This is a genomic window from Undibacterium sp. TJN25, assembly GCF_049339885.1.
Lineage (GTDB): Bacteria > Pseudomonadota > Gammaproteobacteria > Burkholderiales > Burkholderiaceae_D > Undibacterium.
The window spans coordinates 135895-156458 of the sequence record NZ_JBMPPM010000007.1 but is presented as its reverse complement, the minus strand read 5'-3'; the positions used below and the strand labels follow the sequence as shown (position 1 = coordinate 156458).

The 20564-nt window shown below is 56.4% G+C and carries 22 protein-coding genes; 14 read left to right on the top strand and 8 right to left on the bottom strand.

Annotated elements, in window-relative coordinates:
* Positions 1 to 72: 72 nt before the first annotated feature.
* Positions 73 to 750: a hypothetical protein gene (locus tag ACO0LO_RS18755; protein WP_422966215.1), complete on the bottom strand. Its 678-nt coding sequence runs from the start codon at positions 748 to 750 to the stop codon at positions 73 to 75.
* 417 nt (positions 751 to 1167) lie between these two features.
* A complete protein-coding gene (locus ACO0LO_RS18750) occupies positions 1168 to 1614 on the bottom strand; it encodes a hypothetical protein (RefSeq protein WP_422966213.1) in 447 nt (148 codons plus the stop codon).
* 158 nt (positions 1615 to 1772) lie between these two features.
* On the opposite strand from ACO0LO_RS18750, the gene ACO0LO_RS18745 reads away from it, so the two are divergent.
* The 3 genes from ACO0LO_RS18745 to ACO0LO_RS18735 all read left to right on the top strand — a co-directional run bounded on the left by ACO0LO_RS18745 (position 1773) and on the right by ACO0LO_RS18735 (position 4232).
* Positions 1773 to 3188, top strand: a complete 1416-nt coding sequence (locus ACO0LO_RS18745; RefSeq protein ID WP_422966211.1) for a PLP-dependent aminotransferase family protein — start codon at positions 1773 to 1775, stop codon at positions 3186 to 3188.
* Positions 3189 to 3313: 125 nt separating this feature from the next.
* Entirely contained in the window at positions 3314 to 3778 is a 465-nt protein-coding gene (locus tag ACO0LO_RS18740) for a carboxymuconolactone decarboxylase family protein (protein ID WP_422966209.1), read from the top strand.
* A gap of 133 nt (positions 3779 to 3911) precedes the next feature.
* The gene (locus tag ACO0LO_RS18735; protein WP_422966207.1) at positions 3912 to 4232 is read left to right on the top strand and encodes a DMT family transporter; all 321 of its coding nucleotides are present in this window, start codon (positions 3912 to 3914) and stop codon (positions 4230 to 4232) included.
* A 59-nt stretch (positions 4233 to 4291) separates the two neighbouring features.
* Here the strand turns inward: ACO0LO_RS18735 and ACO0LO_RS18730 are convergent, their stop codons facing one another.
* Positions 4292 to 4867, bottom strand: coding sequence for a TetR/AcrR family transcriptional regulator (locus tag ACO0LO_RS18730; RefSeq protein WP_422966205.1), 576 nt, complete (start codon positions 4865 to 4867; stop codon positions 4292 to 4294).
* Positions 4868 to 5044: 177 nt separating this feature from the next.
* Here ACO0LO_RS18730 and ACO0LO_RS18725 point away from each other — a divergent pair, with 177 nt between their 5' ends.
* Together ACO0LO_RS18725 and ACO0LO_RS18720 are read left to right on the top strand one after the other, a co-directional pair.
* Positions 5045 to 5701, top strand: coding sequence for a glutathione S-transferase (locus tag ACO0LO_RS18725; protein WP_422966553.1), 657 nt, complete (start codon positions 5045 to 5047; stop codon positions 5699 to 5701).
* 310 nt (positions 5702 to 6011) lie between these two features.
* The gene (locus ACO0LO_RS18720; RefSeq protein WP_422966203.1) at positions 6012 to 6644 is read left to right on the top strand and encodes a hypothetical protein; all 633 of its coding nucleotides are present in this window, start codon (positions 6012 to 6014) and stop codon (positions 6642 to 6644) included.
* 341 nt (positions 6645 to 6985) lie between these two features.
* Here the strand turns inward: ACO0LO_RS18720 and ACO0LO_RS18715 are convergent, their stop codons facing one another.
* Entirely contained in the window at positions 6986 to 7924 is a 939-nt protein-coding gene (locus ACO0LO_RS18715) for a LysR family transcriptional regulator (RefSeq protein WP_422966201.1), read from the bottom strand.
* Positions 7925 to 8024: 100 nt separating this feature from the next.
* On the opposite strand from ACO0LO_RS18715, the gene ACO0LO_RS18710 reads away from it, so the two are divergent.
* The 4 genes from ACO0LO_RS18710 (at position 8025) to ACO0LO_RS18695 (ending at position 10568) form a co-directional block, all read left to right on the top strand.
* On the top strand, positions 8025 to 9041 hold the full coding sequence (locus ACO0LO_RS18710; RefSeq protein WP_422966200.1) for an aldo/keto reductase: 1017 nt from the start codon (positions 8025 to 8027) through the stop codon (positions 9039 to 9041).
* Positions 9042 to 9223: 182 nt separating this feature from the next.
* Positions 9224 to 9643: an SRPBCC family protein gene (locus tag ACO0LO_RS18705; protein ID WP_422966198.1), complete on the top strand. Its 420-nt coding sequence runs from the start codon at positions 9224 to 9226 to the stop codon at positions 9641 to 9643.
* Between the two features lie 119 nt (positions 9644 to 9762).
* Complete coding sequence (locus tag ACO0LO_RS18700; RefSeq protein ID WP_422966196.1) at positions 9763 to 10092, top strand: MoaF-related domain-containing protein; 330 nt, start codon at positions 9763 to 9765, stop codon at positions 10090 to 10092.
* Positions 10093 to 10217: 125 nt separating this feature from the next.
* A complete protein-coding gene (locus ACO0LO_RS18695; protein ID WP_422966194.1) occupies positions 10218 to 10568 on the top strand; it encodes a GlpM family protein in 351 nt (116 codons plus the stop codon).
* Positions 10569 to 11115: 547 nt separating this feature from the next.
* Here the strand turns inward: ACO0LO_RS18695 and trxA are convergent.
* Entirely contained in the window at positions 11116 to 11442 is a 327-nt protein-coding gene (gene trxA, locus ACO0LO_RS18690; protein WP_422966192.1) for a thioredoxin TrxA, read from the bottom strand.
* Positions 11443 to 11578: 136 nt separating this feature from the next.
* On the opposite strand from trxA, the gene ACO0LO_RS18685 reads away from it, so the two are divergent.
* Positions 11579 to 12529 (top strand): LysR family transcriptional regulator, encoded by a 951-nt coding sequence (locus ACO0LO_RS18685; protein WP_422966190.1) that lies wholly within the window; start codon positions 11579 to 11581, stop codon positions 12527 to 12529.
* A 100-nt stretch (positions 12530 to 12629) separates the two neighbouring features.
* Complete coding sequence (locus ACO0LO_RS18680; protein ID WP_422966188.1) at positions 12630 to 13568, top strand: DUF4214 domain-containing protein; 939 nt, start codon at positions 12630 to 12632, stop codon at positions 13566 to 13568.
* 37 nt (positions 13569 to 13605) lie between these two features.
* Here ACO0LO_RS18680 and ACO0LO_RS18675 read toward each other — a convergent pair whose 3' ends face one another.
* Positions 13606 to 14109: a cupin domain-containing protein gene (locus ACO0LO_RS18675; protein WP_422966186.1), complete on the bottom strand. Its 504-nt coding sequence runs from the start codon at positions 14107 to 14109 to the stop codon at positions 13606 to 13608.
* Positions 14110 to 14262: 153 nt separating this feature from the next.
* On the opposite strand from ACO0LO_RS18675, the gene ACO0LO_RS18670 reads away from it, so the two are divergent.
* Positions 14263 to 15531, top strand: coding sequence for a glycosyltransferase (locus ACO0LO_RS18670; RefSeq protein WP_422966184.1), 1269 nt, complete (start codon positions 14263 to 14265; stop codon positions 15529 to 15531).
* A gap of 216 nt (positions 15532 to 15747) precedes the next feature.
* Positions 15748 to 16809, top strand: a complete 1062-nt coding sequence (locus ACO0LO_RS18665) for a hypothetical protein (RefSeq protein ID WP_422966182.1) — start codon at positions 15748 to 15750, stop codon at positions 16807 to 16809.
* Positions 16810 to 17108: 299 nt separating this feature from the next.
* Here the strand turns inward: ACO0LO_RS18665 and ACO0LO_RS18660 are convergent, their stop codons facing one another.
* Together ACO0LO_RS18660 and ACO0LO_RS18655 are read right to left on the bottom strand one after the other, a co-directional pair.
* Positions 17109 to 17387 (bottom strand): DUF4242 domain-containing protein, encoded by a 279-nt coding sequence (locus ACO0LO_RS18660; RefSeq protein ID WP_422966180.1) that lies wholly within the window; start codon positions 17385 to 17387, stop codon positions 17109 to 17111.
* Between the two features lie 210 nt (positions 17388 to 17597).
* The gene (locus ACO0LO_RS18655) at positions 17598 to 18629 is read right to left on the bottom strand and encodes an AraC family transcriptional regulator ligand-binding domain-containing protein (RefSeq protein WP_422966178.1); all 1032 of its coding nucleotides are present in this window, start codon (positions 18627 to 18629) and stop codon (positions 17598 to 17600) included.
* Between the two features lie 179 nt (positions 18630 to 18808).
* On the opposite strand from ACO0LO_RS18655, the gene fabF reads away from it, so the two are divergent.
* Positions 18809 to 20077 (top strand): beta-ketoacyl-ACP synthase II, encoded by a 1269-nt coding sequence (fabF, locus tag ACO0LO_RS18650; protein WP_422966176.1) that lies wholly within the window; start codon positions 18809 to 18811, stop codon positions 20075 to 20077.
* The last annotated feature ends 487 nt before the right edge of the window (positions 20078 to 20564 follow it).

Here is a 20564-nt window from a genome sequence, read left to right as displayed (position 1 = left end):
ACTGGCACTGCCGGCGAGGTTTGCGGGCGTAAGGATGGTTTAGCTGGTTGCTTACTCACTGAGTACATCGATCTATAGAACTCGTCCAACGCTCGCACTTTGCGCGTAAAGTTTAAGCTGTGATGATGCTAAGAGATTTCGCTTTTGATATGCAGAGATCACCTGAGGTACGCGGCCAATATGGCTGCTCAAGATATGTCCAAGCCCATGGAGTGCGCTTTCTACGCAGGCTGGATTTGTGGAGTTGAGCGCATCTTCGAGTACGTCGACGACTGCGTTATAGAAAACCTCCTTGTCGGGACTGGCTGTTCGCTCCCAATATGAGAGCGGCGAAACATCCCAAAGCATGTAGCAGATGTAATTCAAGGAATTTGCACCGGATTCGCCAATATGCCCAAGTACCGGCGCACACCGAAGACTGAAGCAATCCCTATATAGAAACTTGATTGCTGAAACAGCCTGAAGCCTCAATTCGATAGGGACATTGTCACTCATTAGTGCACCGGCTACTTGGGAGCAGCTTCCATCGAAGATGTATTGCAGGCCGTGATTGATCTGCGCTTCCGAATAGGCAGCTAAATCGGAACCACAGTTTTCCAGGGTATGCGTGACGAGCGCGGTTAGCTCGATTTCGTCGGCATCAAAGTCAGTGTCTTCAGAATCGAAATACCATCCGCTTTGCGTGACTGGGCGATCAAAAACATATTCCAGCCATTTTGAATAGCGAGGCGGTGTTTTATCGGAAGACATGAATAAGCGTTTTCACAGTTGTATAGAACAGGGGAAATGAAAATTAAGCGCTTGGTGCGGAGTGCGTACCGGTCGAACCATTGTTGTCAAGAACTCACTTTTATTTGTTATCGGTCCGGAAAAATTTTCTGAAAAATAGAAATAGGATAAAAATTAAAGTGATGAGGGTTGGTACGAAAAAGCTTAAAAAATCTAACTGCTCCTCAGCCTCCCAAACTTCGGCAGAAAGAATTGGCTTCGCGATAAGGTAGATTGCTCTCAACATCAACTCTGGCCGGTTCACAAACCACCAATTGCCATGGATACTCCAAAAATATGCGAGCCACCATGAAACAACAAATACGACCATGCCGCTTCCGAACAATTTAATGTGGCGATTCATGTTCAATTTGGTATCGTCATTTGACTTCTCGCTCCCTAACTGTCGAAGCCTCTACGAAGCTCGCGGCGTTTGTTCAACAATACAAAAAGCCAATGCATCGCAACAGCAGATGGAATCAAAAAGCATGCCGAGAAAGCGATGTGATTTACTGTTCGAGCGTTATAAATAAAGAAAAATACCGCGACCACATTCGCCGTTACTCCACACACTAACTCAATCAGTGGCAATTCTTTTATATTGTGCGGAAGCTCGCCGCTATACAGGCGGAAATACATCTTCCACAGTGCGCGAACTCCAAGGCAGCCGCCAACCCACACAGGAAAAAGCTGAAGGGCGACCGAAGCATTGGCTGCCATCAGCCCGAACAGTAGCAGCGCCGTAATCATGCAAAAAACAGCCGCCGGAATTGCGACAAGCAAGAATTCAATGAAGTGAAACCTTTGAGCGCCTTCTGTCATATAAATATTGGTGGATCGAATCAAAAAATGCCAGTTAGCCTAAGGAGGCGCGATAAGAGAATGTATCCATGTTGCCACGAAAAAATTAACAAGGCAACATCGCTTTAATTCGTGTTAAAGGCTGACGATAAGCTCTCGATGGTACAATAATTTTTAAATCTCACTGCCAAACCGACTAGACCATGACTATCGCAAAGACCGGCAATATCTCTCCGCTGGACCCCGCTGCGGCCGAGCCTTTTTACCGTCAGATTTACGACCGGTTTCGCGGAGCCATCAACAGCGGCTTGCTGAAGCCGGGCGACCGCATCCTGTCTGCGCGTGCGCTGACCAAGGAGCTGGGCTTGGCGCGGGGCACCATCGATACCGCGTATTCCCTGCTGGCGGCTGAAGGCTATATCCAGGCGCGTGGCCAGGCGGGCACGATTGTCACGCCGGGGCTGAGGGCGCCTGTTGCAAGCACGGCGCCGTCCTTTCAGAGCAGTGTTCCTGCGGTCAGTTTTCGGCCGGATTCCATTCTGCCATTCCAGATGGGTTTGCCTGCGTTGGATGAATTTCCGCGCAAGATCTGGGCTCGGTTGGGGGCGCGATGCGTGCGCGCCATGCAGCCGTCGGACATGACTCATCCTTCTGTGTACGGCTTGCCGGCGCTGCGTGCCGAGATCGCGGCTTATCTGCAGGTGTCGCGCGGCATCAACTGTTCGCCCTCGCAGATCTTCGTGACCTCGGGTTACCGTCATACGATGGAGCTTATCGGCCACGCCTTGCTGAAGGCGGGGGACCGCGTGCTGGTGGAAGACCCGGGCTACCCGCCCACGCGGGAGCTGCTGGAGCACATGCAGATTGCCGCCGTGCCGGTGGCGATAGACGGGGAGGGCATGGTCGTTGCCGAAGGGCTCAAGGCAGCGCCGCGGGCGCGCGCGGCGGTGGTGACGCCGGCCCACCAGAGCCCGCTGTGCGTGTCTTTATCCTTGCCGCGACGCCAGGCGCTGCTGGAATGGGCCGCGCGCAACAAGGCATGGATCATCGAGGATGATTACGATGGCGAATACCGCTATGTCAGCCGCCCCCTGCCTGCGCTGAAGAGCCTGGATCGGGAGGGGCGCGTGCTGTACGCCGGCACCTTCAGCAAGGTGCTGTTCCCCAGCATCCGGCTGGCTTACCTGGTCGTGCCGGAAGCGCAGGTTGAACGCTTTGAGGAGGTCAGCCAGGTCTTTGCCGCAGGCAGCCCGGAGCTGACGCAGGCGATTGTCACCGCCTTCATCAAGGAAGGGCATTTCGCGCGCCACATCCAGCGCATGCGCAAGCTCTATGCCGAACGCCGCGAAGCGACCACGGCCGGTCTGGAAAGCGTGCTGGGCAACTACCTGCGGATAGATCCGCAACCGGGAGGCATGCACCTGATCCTGCGCCTGCAGGACAAACGCTCAGACCGCCGCCTGGTGGCGCGCATGCGGGAAGAGGGGCTGTATGGAGAAGCACTGACGAACTGGACAACGGGCGGAGGCGGCGCCTCGGCCCTGCTGCTCAATTTTACCAATGTCGATTCCCGGCGCACTGCCGAGCTTCTCGGAAAGCGCATCCTGCAGCTGCTATGACAGCGGCACTGGCGCACCCCCGTCGAAATCATGACCTATAATTAAACGCTAATCATGGTCCTTCTCCTATAGACCAAGATGCCTCACGATGGAGTCTCTTCATTCACACATTAAAAGGATTCATCATGAGCAATCGCATCGACTACGCTAAAGCATCCCCTGACGGTTACAAGGCTTTCGGCGGCGTGTACGTCTATCTCCAAAAATGCGGCCTTCCAAAGGAACTGATCGATATCGTGTACCTGCGCATTTCGCAAATCAATGGCTGCGCCTATTGCATCGACATGCATTCCCGCGACCTGATCAAATCCGGCATCAGCGTGGACAAACTGGTACTGGTGCAAGCATGGCACGAAGCGGGCGCAGTATTCAGCACCCGTGAACGCATCGCGCTCGCGCTGGCAGAAAGCATCACGCTGGTGGCAGATACCGGCGTTCCTGATGCCGACTACGACGCCGCTGCCGCCGAGTTCAGCGAAAAAGAACTCGCCGACCTGACCTATGCAATCGGCCTGATGAATGCCTTCAACCGGTTTGGCATCACCTTCCGCGTACCTCCTGCTGCTGCAACTGCTGCTGCCAAGGCCTGATCGGACGGCGGATCAGACGCCGGAAGAGCGAACGAAGCGGAGCAGAAGCGTATTCCCTTTTCCGGCGCTGGAATTTTTTTCACCCCCTTCGCACGGCGGCAACGCCGGCGAATTTACATTGGATTTTTCACTTATGGCATGGACACTACTTGGCATCGCCGGCATTCTCGAAATCGCCTTCGCGCTCTGCATGAAATGGTCTGAAGGTTTTACACGGCTGGTTCCAGCCCTGCTGACGGTCGCCACCGGCCTGTCAAGCGTCGTGCTGCTGTCATTATCGCTGCGCACGCTGCCCGTAGGCACCGCCTACGCCGTCTGGACCGGCATCGGCGCCGCCGGCACCGCAATCCTGGGCGTGGCAGTGCTGGGCGACTCCGCCGCACCGATGAGGATATTCTGTATCGTGCTGATCCTGGCGGGCGTGATCGGGCTTAAGCTGGTATCGGGGAATTGATTCGGGCGTCGATATCACTCCCAACGGATCAAGCGCAATGGCAGCGGAGTTGCCATTGTTTACGCCGGCAGAAGTCCAGCCGCGCGATAGCTGTCGATTAAGCTATCGTACAGCGATATATCGGAACGGCTCCTCGCCATGAGCTGTGCTCCGACGATGGAGGCAAAGATGGCGCGCCCCCTCGCTTCGCTCTCAGCGGGGCTGACCACGGCCGCGGCAGAGAGCACCTTGCTCAGCCACGCAACATTCACATCGGCAAAGACTTGGACCTCTCTTTTTACTCCTTCCGGCAGGTCATCAAATTCGGCTGCCATGAAGCTGCAGAGGCACATACGATTATCATTCTCAAGCGCCTTGCGGAACGTATCGGGATACAGCGCCAGGCAGCGAACCGGGTCTGTCGATTCGGCCAGCAGTGCATCCAGGGCAGCCGCAGAGTCCTCCCAATAGCGCTTTGCCACCGCTGCACCCAGATCGGCCTTGCTTGCAAAGTGGTGGTAGATGCTTGAGGCTTTGATGCCGACATCTTGTGCAAGATCACGAAAATTCAAACCGCTGTACCCATGCGCCTGCGCGATCTTCCTGGCGGCTGCCAGTATTCTTTCACTGGAGTTTGAATTCACTTCATTCCTCACGGCCTCTGCGTTGATAATTAAAATGGGTGTTGACTTGGAATAGTATAGCCTATATTCTGCCTACCAAGTGTTAGGTAGGCTGATTGACACTGATATTTATGTTTCTCACAAGCAAACTGTAAAGAGGTAAGTATGCATACAGATATTCCCCATACCGACGCAGGCACCCCAGCCATGATGAAGATTTACGATTGGCACACCGGCCCGTATCCAGCCCGCGTCCGTATCGCTTTGGCTGAGAAGAACCTGCAATCGCGTGTCCAGTTTGTGTCGGTCGACCTCTGGAAAGGCGAGCACAAGAAGGCCGATTTCCTCGTCAAGAACTACTCGGGCACGTTGCCGGTGCTTGAACTCGATGACGGTACCTACATTGCAGAGTGCACTGCCATCACTGAATACCTGGATTCACTGGACGGCAATGTCATACTCACCGGCAAGACATCGCGTGAAAAGGGCATCATCCACATGATGAGCAAGCGCGCAGAATTGGAGTTGCTCGACGCCGTCAGCGTCTATTTTCACCACGCCACGCCGGGGCTTGGACCCGATGTCGAAATTTATCAAAACGCCGAATGGGGTTTCCGCCAGCGCGACAAAGCGTTAAGGGGCATGCATTACTTCGATTCCGTTCTCAGCAACCAGCCGTTCGTCGCGGGCGACACTTTTTCCATGGCGGATATTACTGTCATAGGCGGTTTGATCTTTGCCGGGCTCGTGGACTTGCCGGTGCCTGCAGAGTGCGAGGCGCTTAAAGCCTGGTACGCCAGGATGCAGGAGCGCCCCAGCGTAAAAAACAGGATCACCATGTCGGAACAGGCCAGGGCATCTGTTTGAAATTCTTGTCTTAGGGCGGCGCTTTGATGGTTGCTGAGTAGGCACATTGCAAGGCAAAGACAGAACGTTATTATTTGCGTATACCGGGAGATGGAGTAATGCAGCAGTTAGCGATACACCCCATTGGAGATGTTGTAACATGATTCCGCCACAATGAAATCTATTCAACCCTTTTGAAGAAAAAGAAAGTGTGATTTTGCTAGTGACCATCCTGTTTGAATGAAAGCATTCTTGAAGCTGGGTCAAATTGCTTCCGATACGGCATTCATTTGGGCTGCGTGCGTTTTTATGAAAACGAAAGGAAGCGACATTGAGAAAAAATCTGGGCACCTGCATATTCCTTTTACTCGCTTGCCTAATGCCAATGGTAAATGCGCAGACAAAAGAGACCAACTCAGTAATTGGAGAAGTGGTGAGTCACCCCGCGCTGTCGGAGCTTGATCTATTTCGGAATATTAAGCGGGCCTTGGATAGCCATTTGCTGGTTGAGAGGGACTTCTGTAGCGAAGATAATCTGCGGTATATATTTGGCGCCAACCGAGCTTCATGCCTCATCGATTCCAAATGGATTTATGGAAGCATCGACTCATTCATTTTTGGAGGCGATCCGATCGTGCTTGGCGAACTTTCGTTGCCACCGATTTCAATGTACTACCATCTACCACTAAAAGGCAATGGGAATGTTGAGGCAAGACTCGACATAATCTATCGTCGAAAAGCGGCAGTCTCCTACGCCCATTTTTTGGAAATATTCGGAGGTGGTTGGGAAAATTCCACGGTGCCGCAGTCGCCTCATCAAATTTTTGAATCACCCAGAAAACCGAATGGGAACGCACACATCGAATATCACCAAGAAAAAAATGGAAGTAGTTACGTAATAGATGTCGCGTTTGATGCAGATGCGGTTGTTCAATACGTTAACTTCACGGAGATCAAACAATGATGGCAACCATTTCAGGCCGCATTTTTTGATAAAATCGGTTTTACCTCTCCAAACCAAAATATTCCGCAAACACGCTTCTGGCGTCATCCTCACTGATGACATGCGCCTCCCGCTCGTTAAACTCCCACCACGCGCCGCATCTTTCGCATTGGTACAGGTGGGCATGCGCTTCTATTGAAGTGCATACGAATGTCGGAGGACTTACTTCCCTTTCGGCCCTGGCCGCAGCGGCCGGTGAATACATGCCGGAGAGGACGCCATGCCTGCAATCCCCGCAACCGGCTTTACTCAAGTCATTCATGCCCACATATCCCCGTCATTCATTGCATATTCATTGCATATCACGCGGCTTCCTGTATGGCCGGCTTCGCTTTCCTGATCGGCACTATCATGCGGGAGCGTTGCACCAGTTCGCGGAAGTGTGTCACCAGCGGGCGCAGCGCTACCTTATGCCATGCCACCCACAGTGAAGCCCGGTAGTTAAGCCAGGGGACTTCATGCAGGACTACGCCTTCGGGCGCCTGCTGGCGCAGGCTTTTCTGTACCATCGTCACGCCCAGGCCGGCGGCCACCAGGCCCAGCGCTGCCAATGGTTCGCTGGCTTCCACTGCGATGGCCGGGGCGAAGCCTGCTTCTGCGCAGGCGGCGATGAAGTTGTCGTTTGTGCGTACGCTTTCCTTGTGGATGACGCCTATCCACTTCTGCTCTGCGAGGTCCTTGGGCGTGAACTTCTTTGCCTTTGCCAAAGGATGGCTGGCCGGCAGCGCCAGCAACATGGGGTCGCTCAAGACCTGGAAGGAAATCAGCTCCGGGTCATCCGCGGGCACCGGTTCGCAGATAAGCCCCACGTCCAGACTGCGCTGGCGCAGGCCTTCCAGCTGGGCTGCGTTGGAATAGTTGTAGAGCGCGATGTGGATCGCCGGTTTTTCTGCCAGCAATTCTCGCAGCGCGTGATGCAGCACGCCGGAGTGCATGGCGTTTTCCAGGTAGCCGATGCACAGGCCGCCTTCGTCGCCGCTGCCCAGGCGGCGAGCCATGGATTCCAGGCGTTTTGCATGCGTCAAAAATGCCTGCGCCTCTGCCAAAAAGATGCGCCCATCCGCGGTCAGTTTGATGCGCTGCTGGCTGCGCTCGAACAGCGTCAAGCCCAGCTTGTCTTCCAGCTGGGCAATCTGCCGGCTGAGCGGGGACTGGGAGATATGCAGCCGCTCGGCCGCGCGCCCGACGTGCTCTTCTTCGGCCACCGTGACGAAATAATGCAATTGCTGAATGTTCAACATATAAGACCTCATGAGACTTAACTATGCCATATTATGTCTTGGACAGACTTAAATAGCCATCCTAAAATAGCGTCACCTTAACAAATTTCAGGAGTAGATCATGAGTATCAAGGACAAATTGGCAGGCAGTGTTCTCGGCTTCGGTACTGCACCGCTAGGCAACATGTTTCGTAATATCCCCGAGGCCGAAGCTGCCGCGACTGTGCATGCAGCCTGGGAAAGCGGCATTCGCTACTACGATAGCGCGCCTTTTTATGGTGCCGGCCTGGCGGAAATTCGCCTGGGCAATGCCTTGGCCGGCTACCAGCGTGACGATTATGTCATCAGCAGCAAGGTCGGGCGGATTGTCCTGGATGAGATCGTCGGCGGCCCCCAGGAGTTCGGTGAGAAAGGAACCCTGTTCCAGCATGGCCGCAAGAACAAGGTGATCAACGATTATTCCGCCGATGCCACGTTGCGGTCCATTGAAGATAGTCTCAAGCGCCTCGGCACAGACCGCCTGGACATTGTCTGGGTCCATGACATCGCGCAAGATTTCTATGGCGACGAATGGCTGGCCCGCTTTGAAGAAGCGCGCACCGGCGCCTTCCGTGTGCTGACACGCCTGCGTGAAGAAGGCGTCATCAAGGCGTGGGGGCTGGGCGTGAACCGCGTTGAACCAGTGGAGCTGACAATGGATCTGCAAGAAGCCAGGCCAGACGGTTTCCTGCTGGCTGGCCGTTATTCCCTGCTGGACCATGAGCGCGCCTTGCAGCGCGTGATGCCGGCCGCCTTGCAAAACGGCATGGAGATAGTCGTCGGCGGCCCTTACAGCTCCGGCGTGCTGGCGGGCGGCACCCACTTTGAATACCAGCCTGCATCGGCAGAGATCATGGCGAAGGTGGCGCGCATGAAAGCGACGGCAGAGCGGCACGGGGTCAGCATCAAGGCGGCGGCATTGCAGTTTGTGCTGGCCAACCCTGCGGTGGCGGCCGTCATCCCCGGCGCCAGCAAGCCTGAGCGCATCGCGGAAGACAAGCTGGCCTTGGCGGAATCCATCCCCGCAGATTTCTGGCGCGAGTTGCGCGAGCAGGGCCTTGTCGCTGCGGCCGCACCGCTGCCGGACGATCGTTCCTAAACACCGGCGGCGCGTTGGCGCACCGGCCTTCCTCGCCGTTCACGGTGGATGGCGTGGAAGGCCGCAGAGTTAAAAATTTTAGTTCCGCCCCCACGGATGCCGCGGGCGAAAATCGTGAGCAGGTATCGTAGATGCGCAGGATTCCCGGTGCATCGCCTGCCATCACCATCATGGAGGTTTATATGGCAACAGCAGAAACAAAAATTGAACTGGCGGCCGATGCCGACCAGGTTTGGGCGCTGATCGGCGGATTCGGTTCGCTGCCGGATTGGCTGCCCTACATTCCCACATCAGAACTGGCCGAAGGCGGCCGGCTGCGCAGCCTGGCCACGCCAGACGGGCAACGGATAGTGGAGCGGCTCCTTTCCTTCGACCATGCCGCGCGCAGCTATTCCTACGCGATTCTGGAAGCACCGTTCCCCGTCACCGACTACCGCTCCACCTTGCGGGTCAAGGCCTCCGGCGATGGCCGAGGATCAGTCGTTGAATGGTCCGGCGAATTCACGCCCAATGGTGTCAGCGATGCAGACGCCTCGGCGCTGTTCCGGGAAATCTACGAAGACGGCCTCAAGGCCTTGCAAGTCGGCCTCGCCAAAAAATAAGGCTAACTTGTAAAAGCGCCGGTGCCCCGTGCCACCCGGTAATGGCACCTGTGGGGGAGGGCGCCCCCCTTCCCCGCAATCCACATCTTCCCCCGCTTTACATTTGAAAGGAAACAGCAATGCCCAATGCGACCAACACAAATTTGTTCCCCTATGCCGGCCGCTCCTTCGTCGTGAATTACGGCGAGAACCTGGTCTTTCGCAATACCTATTCCGCCGATGGCAAGATGGTGATCACGGATTTCCTCGCGGGAGACATGAAGGGCGCGCAGATGACCATGCCATTCCAATGGCGTGCGCTGGAGGGCGGAGATTTTGTGCTCTCCTGGCAGGAGGGGGACAAATCAACGGTCGTGCATATCGATAATTTCGCTGCGGGGACCACGCAGTCGTTCTATACCATGATGAACGGCCAGTTCTACCGGCTCACAGGGACGATCAGCGAATAATCGCTTTGCCATGAGCGGCGGATATCGCCGCGCACCAGGCAGCAAGGCGGCGGGCGAGGGTAGGGATGCGCGGCCTCTGCTACACTGGGGCCGCCAGCCATCACTTATTCCCCATCCTGCTCACCATGATTTCCCTCTTCATCAAATGCCTGTTCGGCGCATTTGCCGTGCTGCTGATTGCGCTGGCGTCCAGGTCCCGCTACTTTGTGCTGGCGGGGCTGGTGCCTTTGTTTCCCACGTTTGCGCTGATCGCGCATTTTGTGGTGGGAACAACGCGGCCGGCAGCCGCATTGCAGACCACAGCCCTGTTCGGCCTGTGGTCGCTGGCGCCGTATGCGGCTTACCTGATGGCGGTGTACTTGTTCAGCACACGGCTGTCGCTGGCGGTGACGCTGGGGGCGGCAACGCTGGTGTGGGTGATGGCGGCAGCGGTGATGCTGCTGTTGTGGTTTCGGGTTTTTCCGGCGGCGACCTGAAGGACAGGTTGGGTAGGTTGGGTATTTCGTAGGGTGTCAATAAGCGCAGCGCATTGCACCGCAAGCGGCTTCCAAGTAAAGCGGATGTATCGAAAGCATGATGTCTTGCCGACGTTTTTTTCAACCAAAACCGGCATCACAATATTTGCCAGGCAAGTCAGGGCCACTGCGGTGCAATGCGCTGCGCTTATTGACACCCTACAAGGCCGGTGGAATGGCGGAAAATAGGCCGGGTCGGCGTTTTACACTGATAAAGCCTTAACCCAACCTACGGCAGATGAACATTTCGTAGAGTTTCAATAAGCGCAGCGCATTGCACCGCAAGCGGCTTCCAAGCAAAGCGGATGTATCGAAAGCATGATGTCTTGCCGACGTTTTTTTTAACCAAAAACGGCATCACAATATTTACTTGGCAAGTCGGGACCACTGCGGTGCAATGCGCTGCGCTTATTGACACCCTACAAGGCCGGTGGAGTGGCGAAACGTAAGCCGGGCCGGGCGTCTTACACGCACGGGCGCCAGCCTACGTTATCTACCGCATGCGCGATCAGATATGCGCTTCAATAAAAGCGTTCAATTGTGCCTTGGACAAGGCGCCTACCTTGGTGGCGACAACTTCGCCGTCCTTGAACAGCATCAGCGTGGGGATGCCACGCACGTGGTATTTGCCGGGGGTTTCGGGATTGGTATCCACGTTGATCTTGGCGACTGTTAGCCGGTCTGCATAGCTGGCGGAGGAATCTTCCAGCGCCGGGGCGATCATTTTGCAGGGGCCGCACCATTCGGCCCAGTAGTCCACCAGCACGGGCAGGGAAGACTTCAGGACGTCGGTTTCAAAAGACGTGTCGGAGATGTGTTTGATGTTGGAGCTCATGATCGTTTCCTCGGTGGTTAGCGTTCTACAATAGCAAGCCAGTGGATGTTTACTGGTTAGGCTCTATCATATTGTTTGCCCCACTCTGCATAAATAGCCATAATACGAATTCATAATTCAGATTGCTGAACAATCAATGGACAAATTCCAGGCCATGGAAGTATTTGTGCGGGTGGTGGAAACCGGCGGCTTTACGCGCGCGGCAGACAGCCTGGGCATGCCCAAGGCCACCGCCACCACGCTGATCCAGGGGCTGGAAGCCAAGCTCGGCGTCAAGCTGCTGAACCGCACCACACGGCGTGTCAGCGTCACGCAGGACGGCGCCGCCTATTACGAACAATGCGTGATCCTGCTGGCCCAGCTGCGCGAGACGGAAGAATCGCTCGCCCGCCGGCATGCCACGCCCGGCGGCCGGTTACGGGTGGAAGTGCCCACGCTGATGGCGCGCTCGGTCATCGTGCCGGCCTTGCCGGATTTCTTTGCGCGCTATCCGGCCATAGAGCTGCAGCTGGGCTGTAGCGAAGGCCGGGCAGACCTGGTGGATGACGGCATAGACTGCGCGGTCTGGAGCGGCGAACTGGCCGATTCCAGCCTCATCGCGCGCCGTGTCGGCGAACTGTATTTTGCCAGCTGCGCCGCGCCATCCTACCTCGCCGTACACGGCAAGCCGGAACACCCGGACGAGCTGGCGGCACACCGCTGCATCAACCATTTCTCCCCGCGCACCGGCAAGGTATTCGATTGGGTCTTTGCCAAGGACACCATGCGCATCCAGAAAACCTTGAAGGGTTTTGTCTCGCTGGATGATGAAAACAGCTATGTCGCCGCGGCCGAAGCCGGGCTGGGCATCGCACAGATTCCCGCCTTTGTGCTGAAAGAGGCAATGGAGCAGGGCAGCCTGGAACTGGTGCTGGGTGACTGGTTCCCTGAGCCCGCGCCGCTGCACGTGGTGTATCCGCAAAACCGCCATCTATCGCGCAAGATACGCGTGTTCGTAGACTGGATTGCAGAGCTCTTCAGCGAGCACGACGGCATACAGCTGCGCTCCAGCCTGCGCAGCCATGTTGCGCCGGCAACACAAAAATAAAGCAGCCGTAAGGCGTACTTGCAATAATGAAATTCATGTATTTATGAAAACATGAATCGTGATATATTGCCATTACTGCAATTCATTGACGGAGAATAACATGGCGGACATTACCGTATTTGGCGACGGCATGAGTTTTTTCGTTCCGGCAGATACCGCCACCGTTTATTCGCTGAAGGCCGACTCCGGTTTTTACCGTAGCGTGAATTATGAGCTGGACTGGACAGGCTCCAATCTCGTCTATAACAATGCCAATACCTACCAGGCATCCGGCGGCGTCTATACCTCTTTCTTGCTGAAAGACAGCCACGGCGCCAGCCAGATCCAGGTATCCAATATTGCCTATGCGGCGCAGTCTGGCGATGTCGGTTTTTCTGCGGTGATTTCCAAGCTGATTGCAGGCAACGATAACTGGACCGGGACCGCCGCCAACGAAACTTTCGAATTAGACTTGGGTAACGACAGCTTCAACGGCAAGGACGGGATGGATACGCTGGAAGTCAGCGTGCTGAAATCCAGCGACTATTCCGTCACCAAGGTGGGCACAGGCTATCAGCTGAAAGTGGTGACACTCGGCACCGGCATCAGCGGCCAGGTGGATACGCTGACGAGCATAGAAAGAATCAAATTCGCGGATGAAGTCATTGCACTTGATACGGATGGCGTTGCAGGGAAGGTCTACCGTCTGTACCAGGCAGCGTTTGACCGTATCCCGGACAAGGCAGGCCTGGGCTACTGGATAGGGCACCTGGACCAGGGCATCGAAAATCTGACGCAAGTTGCCGCGGGCTTTGTCAATTCCGTCGAATTCAAAAAGCTATATGGAGACAATATCTCCGACAATGCCTTTCTCACTGCGCTCTACAGCAACGTGCTGCACAGGGCGCCGGACCAGGCCGGTTTCGACTACTGGAACGGCCGGGTCAGCGATGGCATGAGCCGGGCCGGTATCCTGGCGAGCTTCAACGAAAGCGACGAGAACATTGCCCAGGTCGTCGGGCAGATGTCGCACGGCATAGAATTCATTCCTTACGGCTGAAGCCAGAGACGCACGGTACACCGTCTGGCGGCCGGCATCAAGGCTCGCCATCCCAATAGTCCACATTGTGGTCCAGCCGCTGCGTCGCGTTGAACTGCTCCACGCCGTCCCTCCTGACCATAGCCGCGAACTTGCCGGAATCGGGGTACTCGCACACCTCCGGCGTCTCCCGCGTGCTGACAGACAGGTATTTTAGCGGTGCATCCGAGGTGTTGATGAGCTGGTGCGGGTATTCAGGCCCAGGTGGAATAAAGATCACATCGCCCGCGCGTATCGGCAGCATCTCGCCCGCCACCCGCAGCGAGCCTGTGCCTTCCAGCACTACAAACATCTCTTCCTGCGCGTAATGAAAATGATAGGGGCAGGAGCGTTTTCCCGGCGCCACCGTATCGATGGAAGCGCCCAGCTTTTGCGCCGCGGTGCCGGTGCCCAGCCGGCCGGCCAGGCTTTCATACAGGGGCGCGCGCACCTGGTGCTCCAGCGGCACTTCATTGAAGTTGCGGATAAGCCTGGCGTGCAGTGATGTGGCCTTGTCGTTCATGGGTCTGTCCGATCTTTGGGTCTGATGGCCGATATTGCGGCCGATGATGAGTGCCAGGGAAGATAATAAACCAGGCATGCGTGCAAGGCGTGCCGCGTGTGGTTTTTGCTCGTGTACAATTCTGCGGGGAGCGTATCACCAACCGGAAAATACATGAAAATAGGCATGCAAACCTGGGGCAGCCATGGCGATGTGCGTCCTTTCCTGGCACTGGCCGAAGGCCTGCAGGCGGCGGGGCATGAAGTAAGCCTGGTCATCACCTGTGTGGACGGCGCCGCCTACGACGGCGTGGTGTCGGCGCACGGCGTCAGTATCAGCACGGTGGCATCGCCTGTCGTCAGCCCGGAGGAGGGCGAGGCAATCAGCCAGGCGGCGTATCGCGCCCTTAATCCCATGGCGCAGATGGCGACCATTTTGCGCCTGTGCTTTGCACCCGCCGAAGACGCCATGTTCAAGGCCGCGCAAACGCTGTGCGCCGATGCCGACCTGGTAATCGGCCACTACTTCATGCATCCGCTGCAGGTCGCCGCAGAAAAAGCCGGCGTGCCCTATGTCAGCGTGCTTCTGTCGCATGTGGCCGTGCCCACCGCTTTCAATCATCCGATAACGCTGCCGTTTGGAAAACCCGGCAACCGCCTGCTATGGTGGCTTACGCGGCTGGGGCTGAACAAGGTGCTGCTGCATTATCCCAACCGTTTGCGCCGGCAGCTGGATATGCAGCCGACTACGGATATCGTTTCGCAGGTGTGGATCTCGCAGCCGCTCAGCCTGCTGGCCGTCAGCCCGCAATTATGCCGGCCGCAGCAAGACTGGCCTGCGTCCGTGCACACCTGCGGCTTTCTGGATATGCCCAACATGGTACTGGAAGGGCAAATCCCAGAGGCGCTGGCCGCCTTTCTGCAGGCAGGGGAGGCGCCAGTGTACATGAGCTTCGGCAGCTGGATGCCCAGGGATGTTCTCCACCAGACCGCTGCCTTGCAGCTGCTCACGCAGACAGCTGTACTCGCAGGCTGCCGCGCCATCGTCCAGGGCCCTTCCTGGCAGGATTGCGGCTTCCAATCCAGCGACCAGGTGCTGTATGTTAGCGCCGCGCCGCATCACGCCATTTTCCCGCATTGCAGCTCCGTGGTGCATCACGGCGGAGCGGGCACGACGCAATCCACCACGCTGGCAGGCAAGCCTTCCATTGTGGTCGCCCACATCAGCGAGCAAGAACACTGGGGGCAGGAACTGCACAGGATAGGCATCGCCGGCAAGCCCCTGAAAAGGCGCACGCTGACGGCGAAAAAACTGGCGCGCCGCATCAGGCAGGTGCAGGGCACACCTGCCATGGCCGTGAAAGCAAAAGTGGTGGCGGAGAAGATGAAGCAGGAGAACGGCGTTGCGGAGGCGGTGCGATTGATTGGGCAGCAGTTTGGGTGATAAAAGGGTATTGGTGAATCGAGTGGCTGCTAGTCGGCATGCAATTTTGACGTTGACCACCGAGGATAAGGCGGTGTTATTATATGTCAAAGGCGTCTGGGCCTAACCTGCTCCCGGGTTAAAGCAGACATGCAGCACACTTGGCACTCGCATTCCATTCATTTGGCCAGTGCGTAATCGGGAGACGCTGACCGCATATATGATTGGAATTTCACCATGGCTAATTTCGCCTTGTCCCCGACGTCCGTCCGTTCGCTCAAGAACGCATTGCAAGACCGCTTCCCCTCCGTCAAATCGTCTCACCTTAGCGAAGCTATCGCGATAACCGTGGGATTTCGAACTCATGCTGCTCTACTTGCGTATACCCAGGGTACTACGGCAGTACCTATTGTCTTCTTGGATGATAAACCTTTCGTTCATCGTCTCAATGAACTGGGCTATCTAGACATTCAGCCTTTCTCCTTTAGCACTGTATGGCTTGGTCAAAATGGTGTTCCTGAAGAGGCGAGAAACCTGATTGCCCGGTTGCTGAAACTTGAAGAGCGACCCGAGGAACGATATCCCGAAATTTATGCCCTGCGCCGGGAATGTGCAATCCTGTTCGGCAAGACATTCGGCATTGGTTATGTCGAGCCAAGCGAGGATGGCAAGGACTTGGTGAAACGCTGGACTCGGGGCATAGACCATAAGGCTTGTCAGCCTGGTTGGGGAACCGCAGTTAACACGAATCATCCGCGCATCGAATTCGCTGGTAATGATCACCAGGTGCGGTTCTACGAGCGGCTTCCTCTCTCCAACGGGAAGTATGTCGAGTATAGTTCGGCGCTTGTGTCCATGCCATACAAAGGTTCGTTCCGAATTCCTGAGCTGCCAGCTGCACAAGCGCTGGCTGCGCGAGTAGGTTGGCGGTATGCTGAGTTAGCAGATTGGACCTGGTACTCGGCTCATGCGACAACCCTCATATTTTACCGTCGGACTACTACGCATGAGGAGATGCTGCAAATGTGGTCGACCTCTTTCAAACGTTGGCTCATTGAGAATAAGAGCCGGCTGATGAAGGGTACTAACGCCGACCGCCGGAACGTCATCAATGACGCCATCGACTGTCAGCATTTGCCCTTGGACGTGCAGACCTGGGATGAATTGCGGGAGCGCTATTTCAAGGAATTTGCTCCGTCGATGTATCACTTCGAAGACGAGCCGATGGCGCGTGCGTTTAAGAAGGTTTTCGACAAATGGCTGAGCGAGAGGGAAGCACCGGAGGAGTTGTTAGCCTGAACTCCGAAACAGAAATGAGGACAGCCGCCTGCAGGCGGCTGTCCACTAGCTTGCGGCGATTGTCGGAAAACGCCAAAGTTTTACATTCACTAATGCGAACATCCGCTTTGAAAAATCGTGAACTTTCGCAATCGAGCAGCTGCAGCGACCACGATATCGGATTTTTACGCCAGCATGCCGTTGGCAATCATTCGCGTGCATCAATCCCCTTCTTGAACTGGCAGCCGGCGCCCATGGTACTGGTTCAATGAACAAGCGGCACGTAGGGGATTTACGCACAAGCAAGTTCGAGCTTCTTGTCACGCCACTTCCGCAGTGCTTGGGTCAATGATGGTGCGCACGCGCGCGACGCTGTTGGCAGGGAAGCCGCCAAGCTCTGCGTGTCGACGCACGGATGCTTCGTCCGGAGCTTGATAGAGGCAGTAGATCTTGTCGTCGGTCACATAGCTGTGGACCCATTGGACACTAGGACCCAACTCACTTAATACATTGCAAGACTTTTGAGAGATCGCTTGCAATTCTCCAGGAGCCAAAGCTCCCGCTCCAGGTATGACGCGCTCAATGACATACTTCGGCATGATGCTCTCCTCAGACAAGTAGATGTCGTTGAAGTGTAGTTCAAATGATCCCGATTGCAATCTGCGATCTTCGTTGGTTGCCGTTGCTTAACAAGGTGCCCGCGAAGATGGGAAGCCAGCATTGGCGGAGGAGAAATATGCGGATGGTGGGAGCCGGCCAGAAGCGCATCTGGCGTGAGCCTATAAGGAGGAGAGCGGCTTCCTCCATCGTCACTCATCCTGACGGGTGTCCTTTCGATAATCGGAAGGGCTGCTGCCGGTCCAGTGTTTGAATGCGCGACAGAAACCTGTGGCGTCGGAGAAGCCGAGGTCGAATGCCAGCGCTGCCACGCCCGTGTTGGAGTTGGTCAGGCGATGGACGGCTATATCCCGTCGCAGCCCGTCTTTCACCGCCTGGAAATGCGTTCCTTCGTGTGCAAACCGGCGGTTGAGCGTGCGCACGGAGGTGTGCAGTGCCTGCGCAAGATCCTGTATCGTCACTGGCTGTGCAATGTGCTGCTCAAGATACTCGCGCGTTTTGGCGGCAATGGAAGCGCGGTGAAATGCACTGAAGGTCCAGTCTTCCGGAGCGCGTTTCAGGAACGCCCATAGCTCATGTTTCTCGCGTTTGAACGGCTCCGCACAGTCCTGGTAAGAGAAATAAATGCCCGTCGCGCCGGCATTGAAGCGCACCTCGCCGGGATACAGGAACACATAGTCTTCCACATGCCTCGGCCTGGCGAAGCTGAATTCGACGCAGTGCAGATTGATCTCCCTGCCAAGCAGCCAGGAGGCGATACCGTGAATCAGCTTCATCATCAGCTCATGCCCAAGCGGCGTGAGCGGCGTACCTGGCGTTCTTTCCACGAGCGCCAGCCGTACCAGATTATTTTTGGTTGAAATCTGCAGCCGGTAATCATCCAGCAGCAAATTCCAGAAGCGCACAAAACGATTCAGGGCAACCAGCACCGTCGGCGCGTCCAGCAGGCTGAGCATGAGGTATTTCAGCGTGCCGGTGCGGATGGGCCGTGACCACAGCCCCAGCATTTCATCATCAAGTGTCGCCGCAATTGTCCTGTACAGCGCGACGTATTGCTGGCGCGTCAGCCGTGCATCAGGCTGCTGGAGAAGGGACTGGGGGATGGCCGCGCTCGCGAGTACCTGGGCGACCACTTTGTCTCCGTGATGGGTGCGGACGAAGTGCAGCATCCCGTGCAGGAAGTGGGCCGAAACGGTAAGAGCGCGTTGCCAGGATAGCTTCATGATTCCCTTATTATGGCGCATTTTGCATATTCGTTGGCGCGATGTGCCAATTTCTTTCTCGCTGGCTCCCTATAATCAGGTCTTATTTCTGCGATGCCTGACGTGTGCGATAGTTTTAGTATGGCGTACTTTGCCCATGCCTGTCTGCATATCTTCATTCGCCAAAAAAGGAGCATGAGTTGAATACAAGACGAGTTGTTGTAACCGGCATGGGTATCGTGTCGCCGCTGGGCTGTGGAGTGGAGACCGTATGGCGCCGGCTCCTGGAGGGGCATTCGGGCTTGGTAGTGCTGCCTGAAGAGGTCACGGAGGGGATAGCCGCCAAGCTCGCCGGCGTCGTGCCGGGCTTGACGCCAGACTGCCCGTGGGGCTTCGATCCTGCCCTCGCGGTGGAACCCAAGGACCACAAGAAGATGGACCGGTTCAGCCTGTTTGCCCTTGCCGCCGCGCAGGAAGCCTTGCACCAGGCCGGCTGGCAGCCAGACACCGACAGCGCGCGCGAAAGGACGGCAACCATTGTGGGCTCAGGCGTGGGCGGGTTCGGCGCAATCGTGGAGGCGGTGAGAACTACCGACGGCCGCGGGCCAAGGCGGCTTTCTCCTTTTACCGTTCCCAGTTTTCTGGCCAATATGGCAGCCGGGCACATTTCCATTCGCCACGGTTTTCGGGGCCCGCTCGGCGCGCCTGTTACTGCTTGCGCCGCCAGCGCACAGGCCATTGGCGACGCAGCGCGCCTGATTCGTGCGGGTGAGGCTGACATTGCCGTCTGCGGCGGCGCCGAGGCCTGTATCGATCGCGTCAGCTTCGGCTCATTCGCCGCCGCAAGAACCATGTCCACCGGCTTCAGTGAGCATCCCACGCAGGCATCCCGCCCCTTCGATGCCGCACGAGACGGCTTTGTCATGGGGGAGGGCGCCGGCATGCTGGTCATCGAAGAACTGGAGCACGCATTGCGCCGCGGCGCCACGCCCATTGCGGAACTGCTGGGCTATGGCACCAGCGCCGACGCCTATCACATGACCTCTCCGCCCGATGACGGCGCCGGCGGAAGGCGCGCCATGGAACTGGCGATCCGGCAGGCAAACCTGGCGCCCGAACAGATAGGCCACCTGAACGCCCATGCCACGTCCACGCCGGTCGGCGACAGCAGCGAGCTGGCTGCCATCAAGGCGATATTCGGAACAGGTCGCGGCCCCGCCGTATCCGCCACCAAGTCCTCCACAGGACACTTACTGGGAGCGGCCGGCGGCGTGGAAGCGATCTTCACCATACTGGCCCTGCGCGACCAGATGGCGCCTCCCACACTGAACTTGGTACAGCCCGATCCAGCAGCGGAGGGCATCGATATCGTCAGCGGATCAGCCCGGAAAATAGCGACAGACTATGCCATCTCCAATGGCTTCGGTTTTGGTGGGGTCAATGCCAGTCTTGTATTTGGGCGGGTTTGACCTTTGGTATATCCTCAATGCTGCCAGCGTTTCGCGCAGCGATCCTGCCATGTGCGCATTTTGAACTTGCGGGGCCAAGTAAGAATTTTCTTGCACGGTATCCTTACACTCAAACCTGCGATAGCACTGTTGAATGTTGGGAGTTGCACTTGGCGCTCGAGAAGACGTTCAAAGTCTTTTTAATACAAATCAAAAGAAGCATGACGGGCCATAATCTCATCAAGCTTTCCAATGAGGTGGCAAATTTGGTCTGTCGGTCTCTCAATCAATTTTAGAAAAGCTGGATAAACCCAACGCTAGGTAAGCGGAGTAAGGGATGAGCAGCAGCCGGCGAAGAGCAGCTGTTCAAAAGGTAACTTCCGCGAACAAGACGTCGTTGCCGCCCAGTACCTACACTTGCGGCCTCGTTCTCTGCTCGCGATTGCCGGACTTGGATTGATCATCTTGATTCTGTGGGTGCTAATCGCTTCACCGACATTAAGTATCG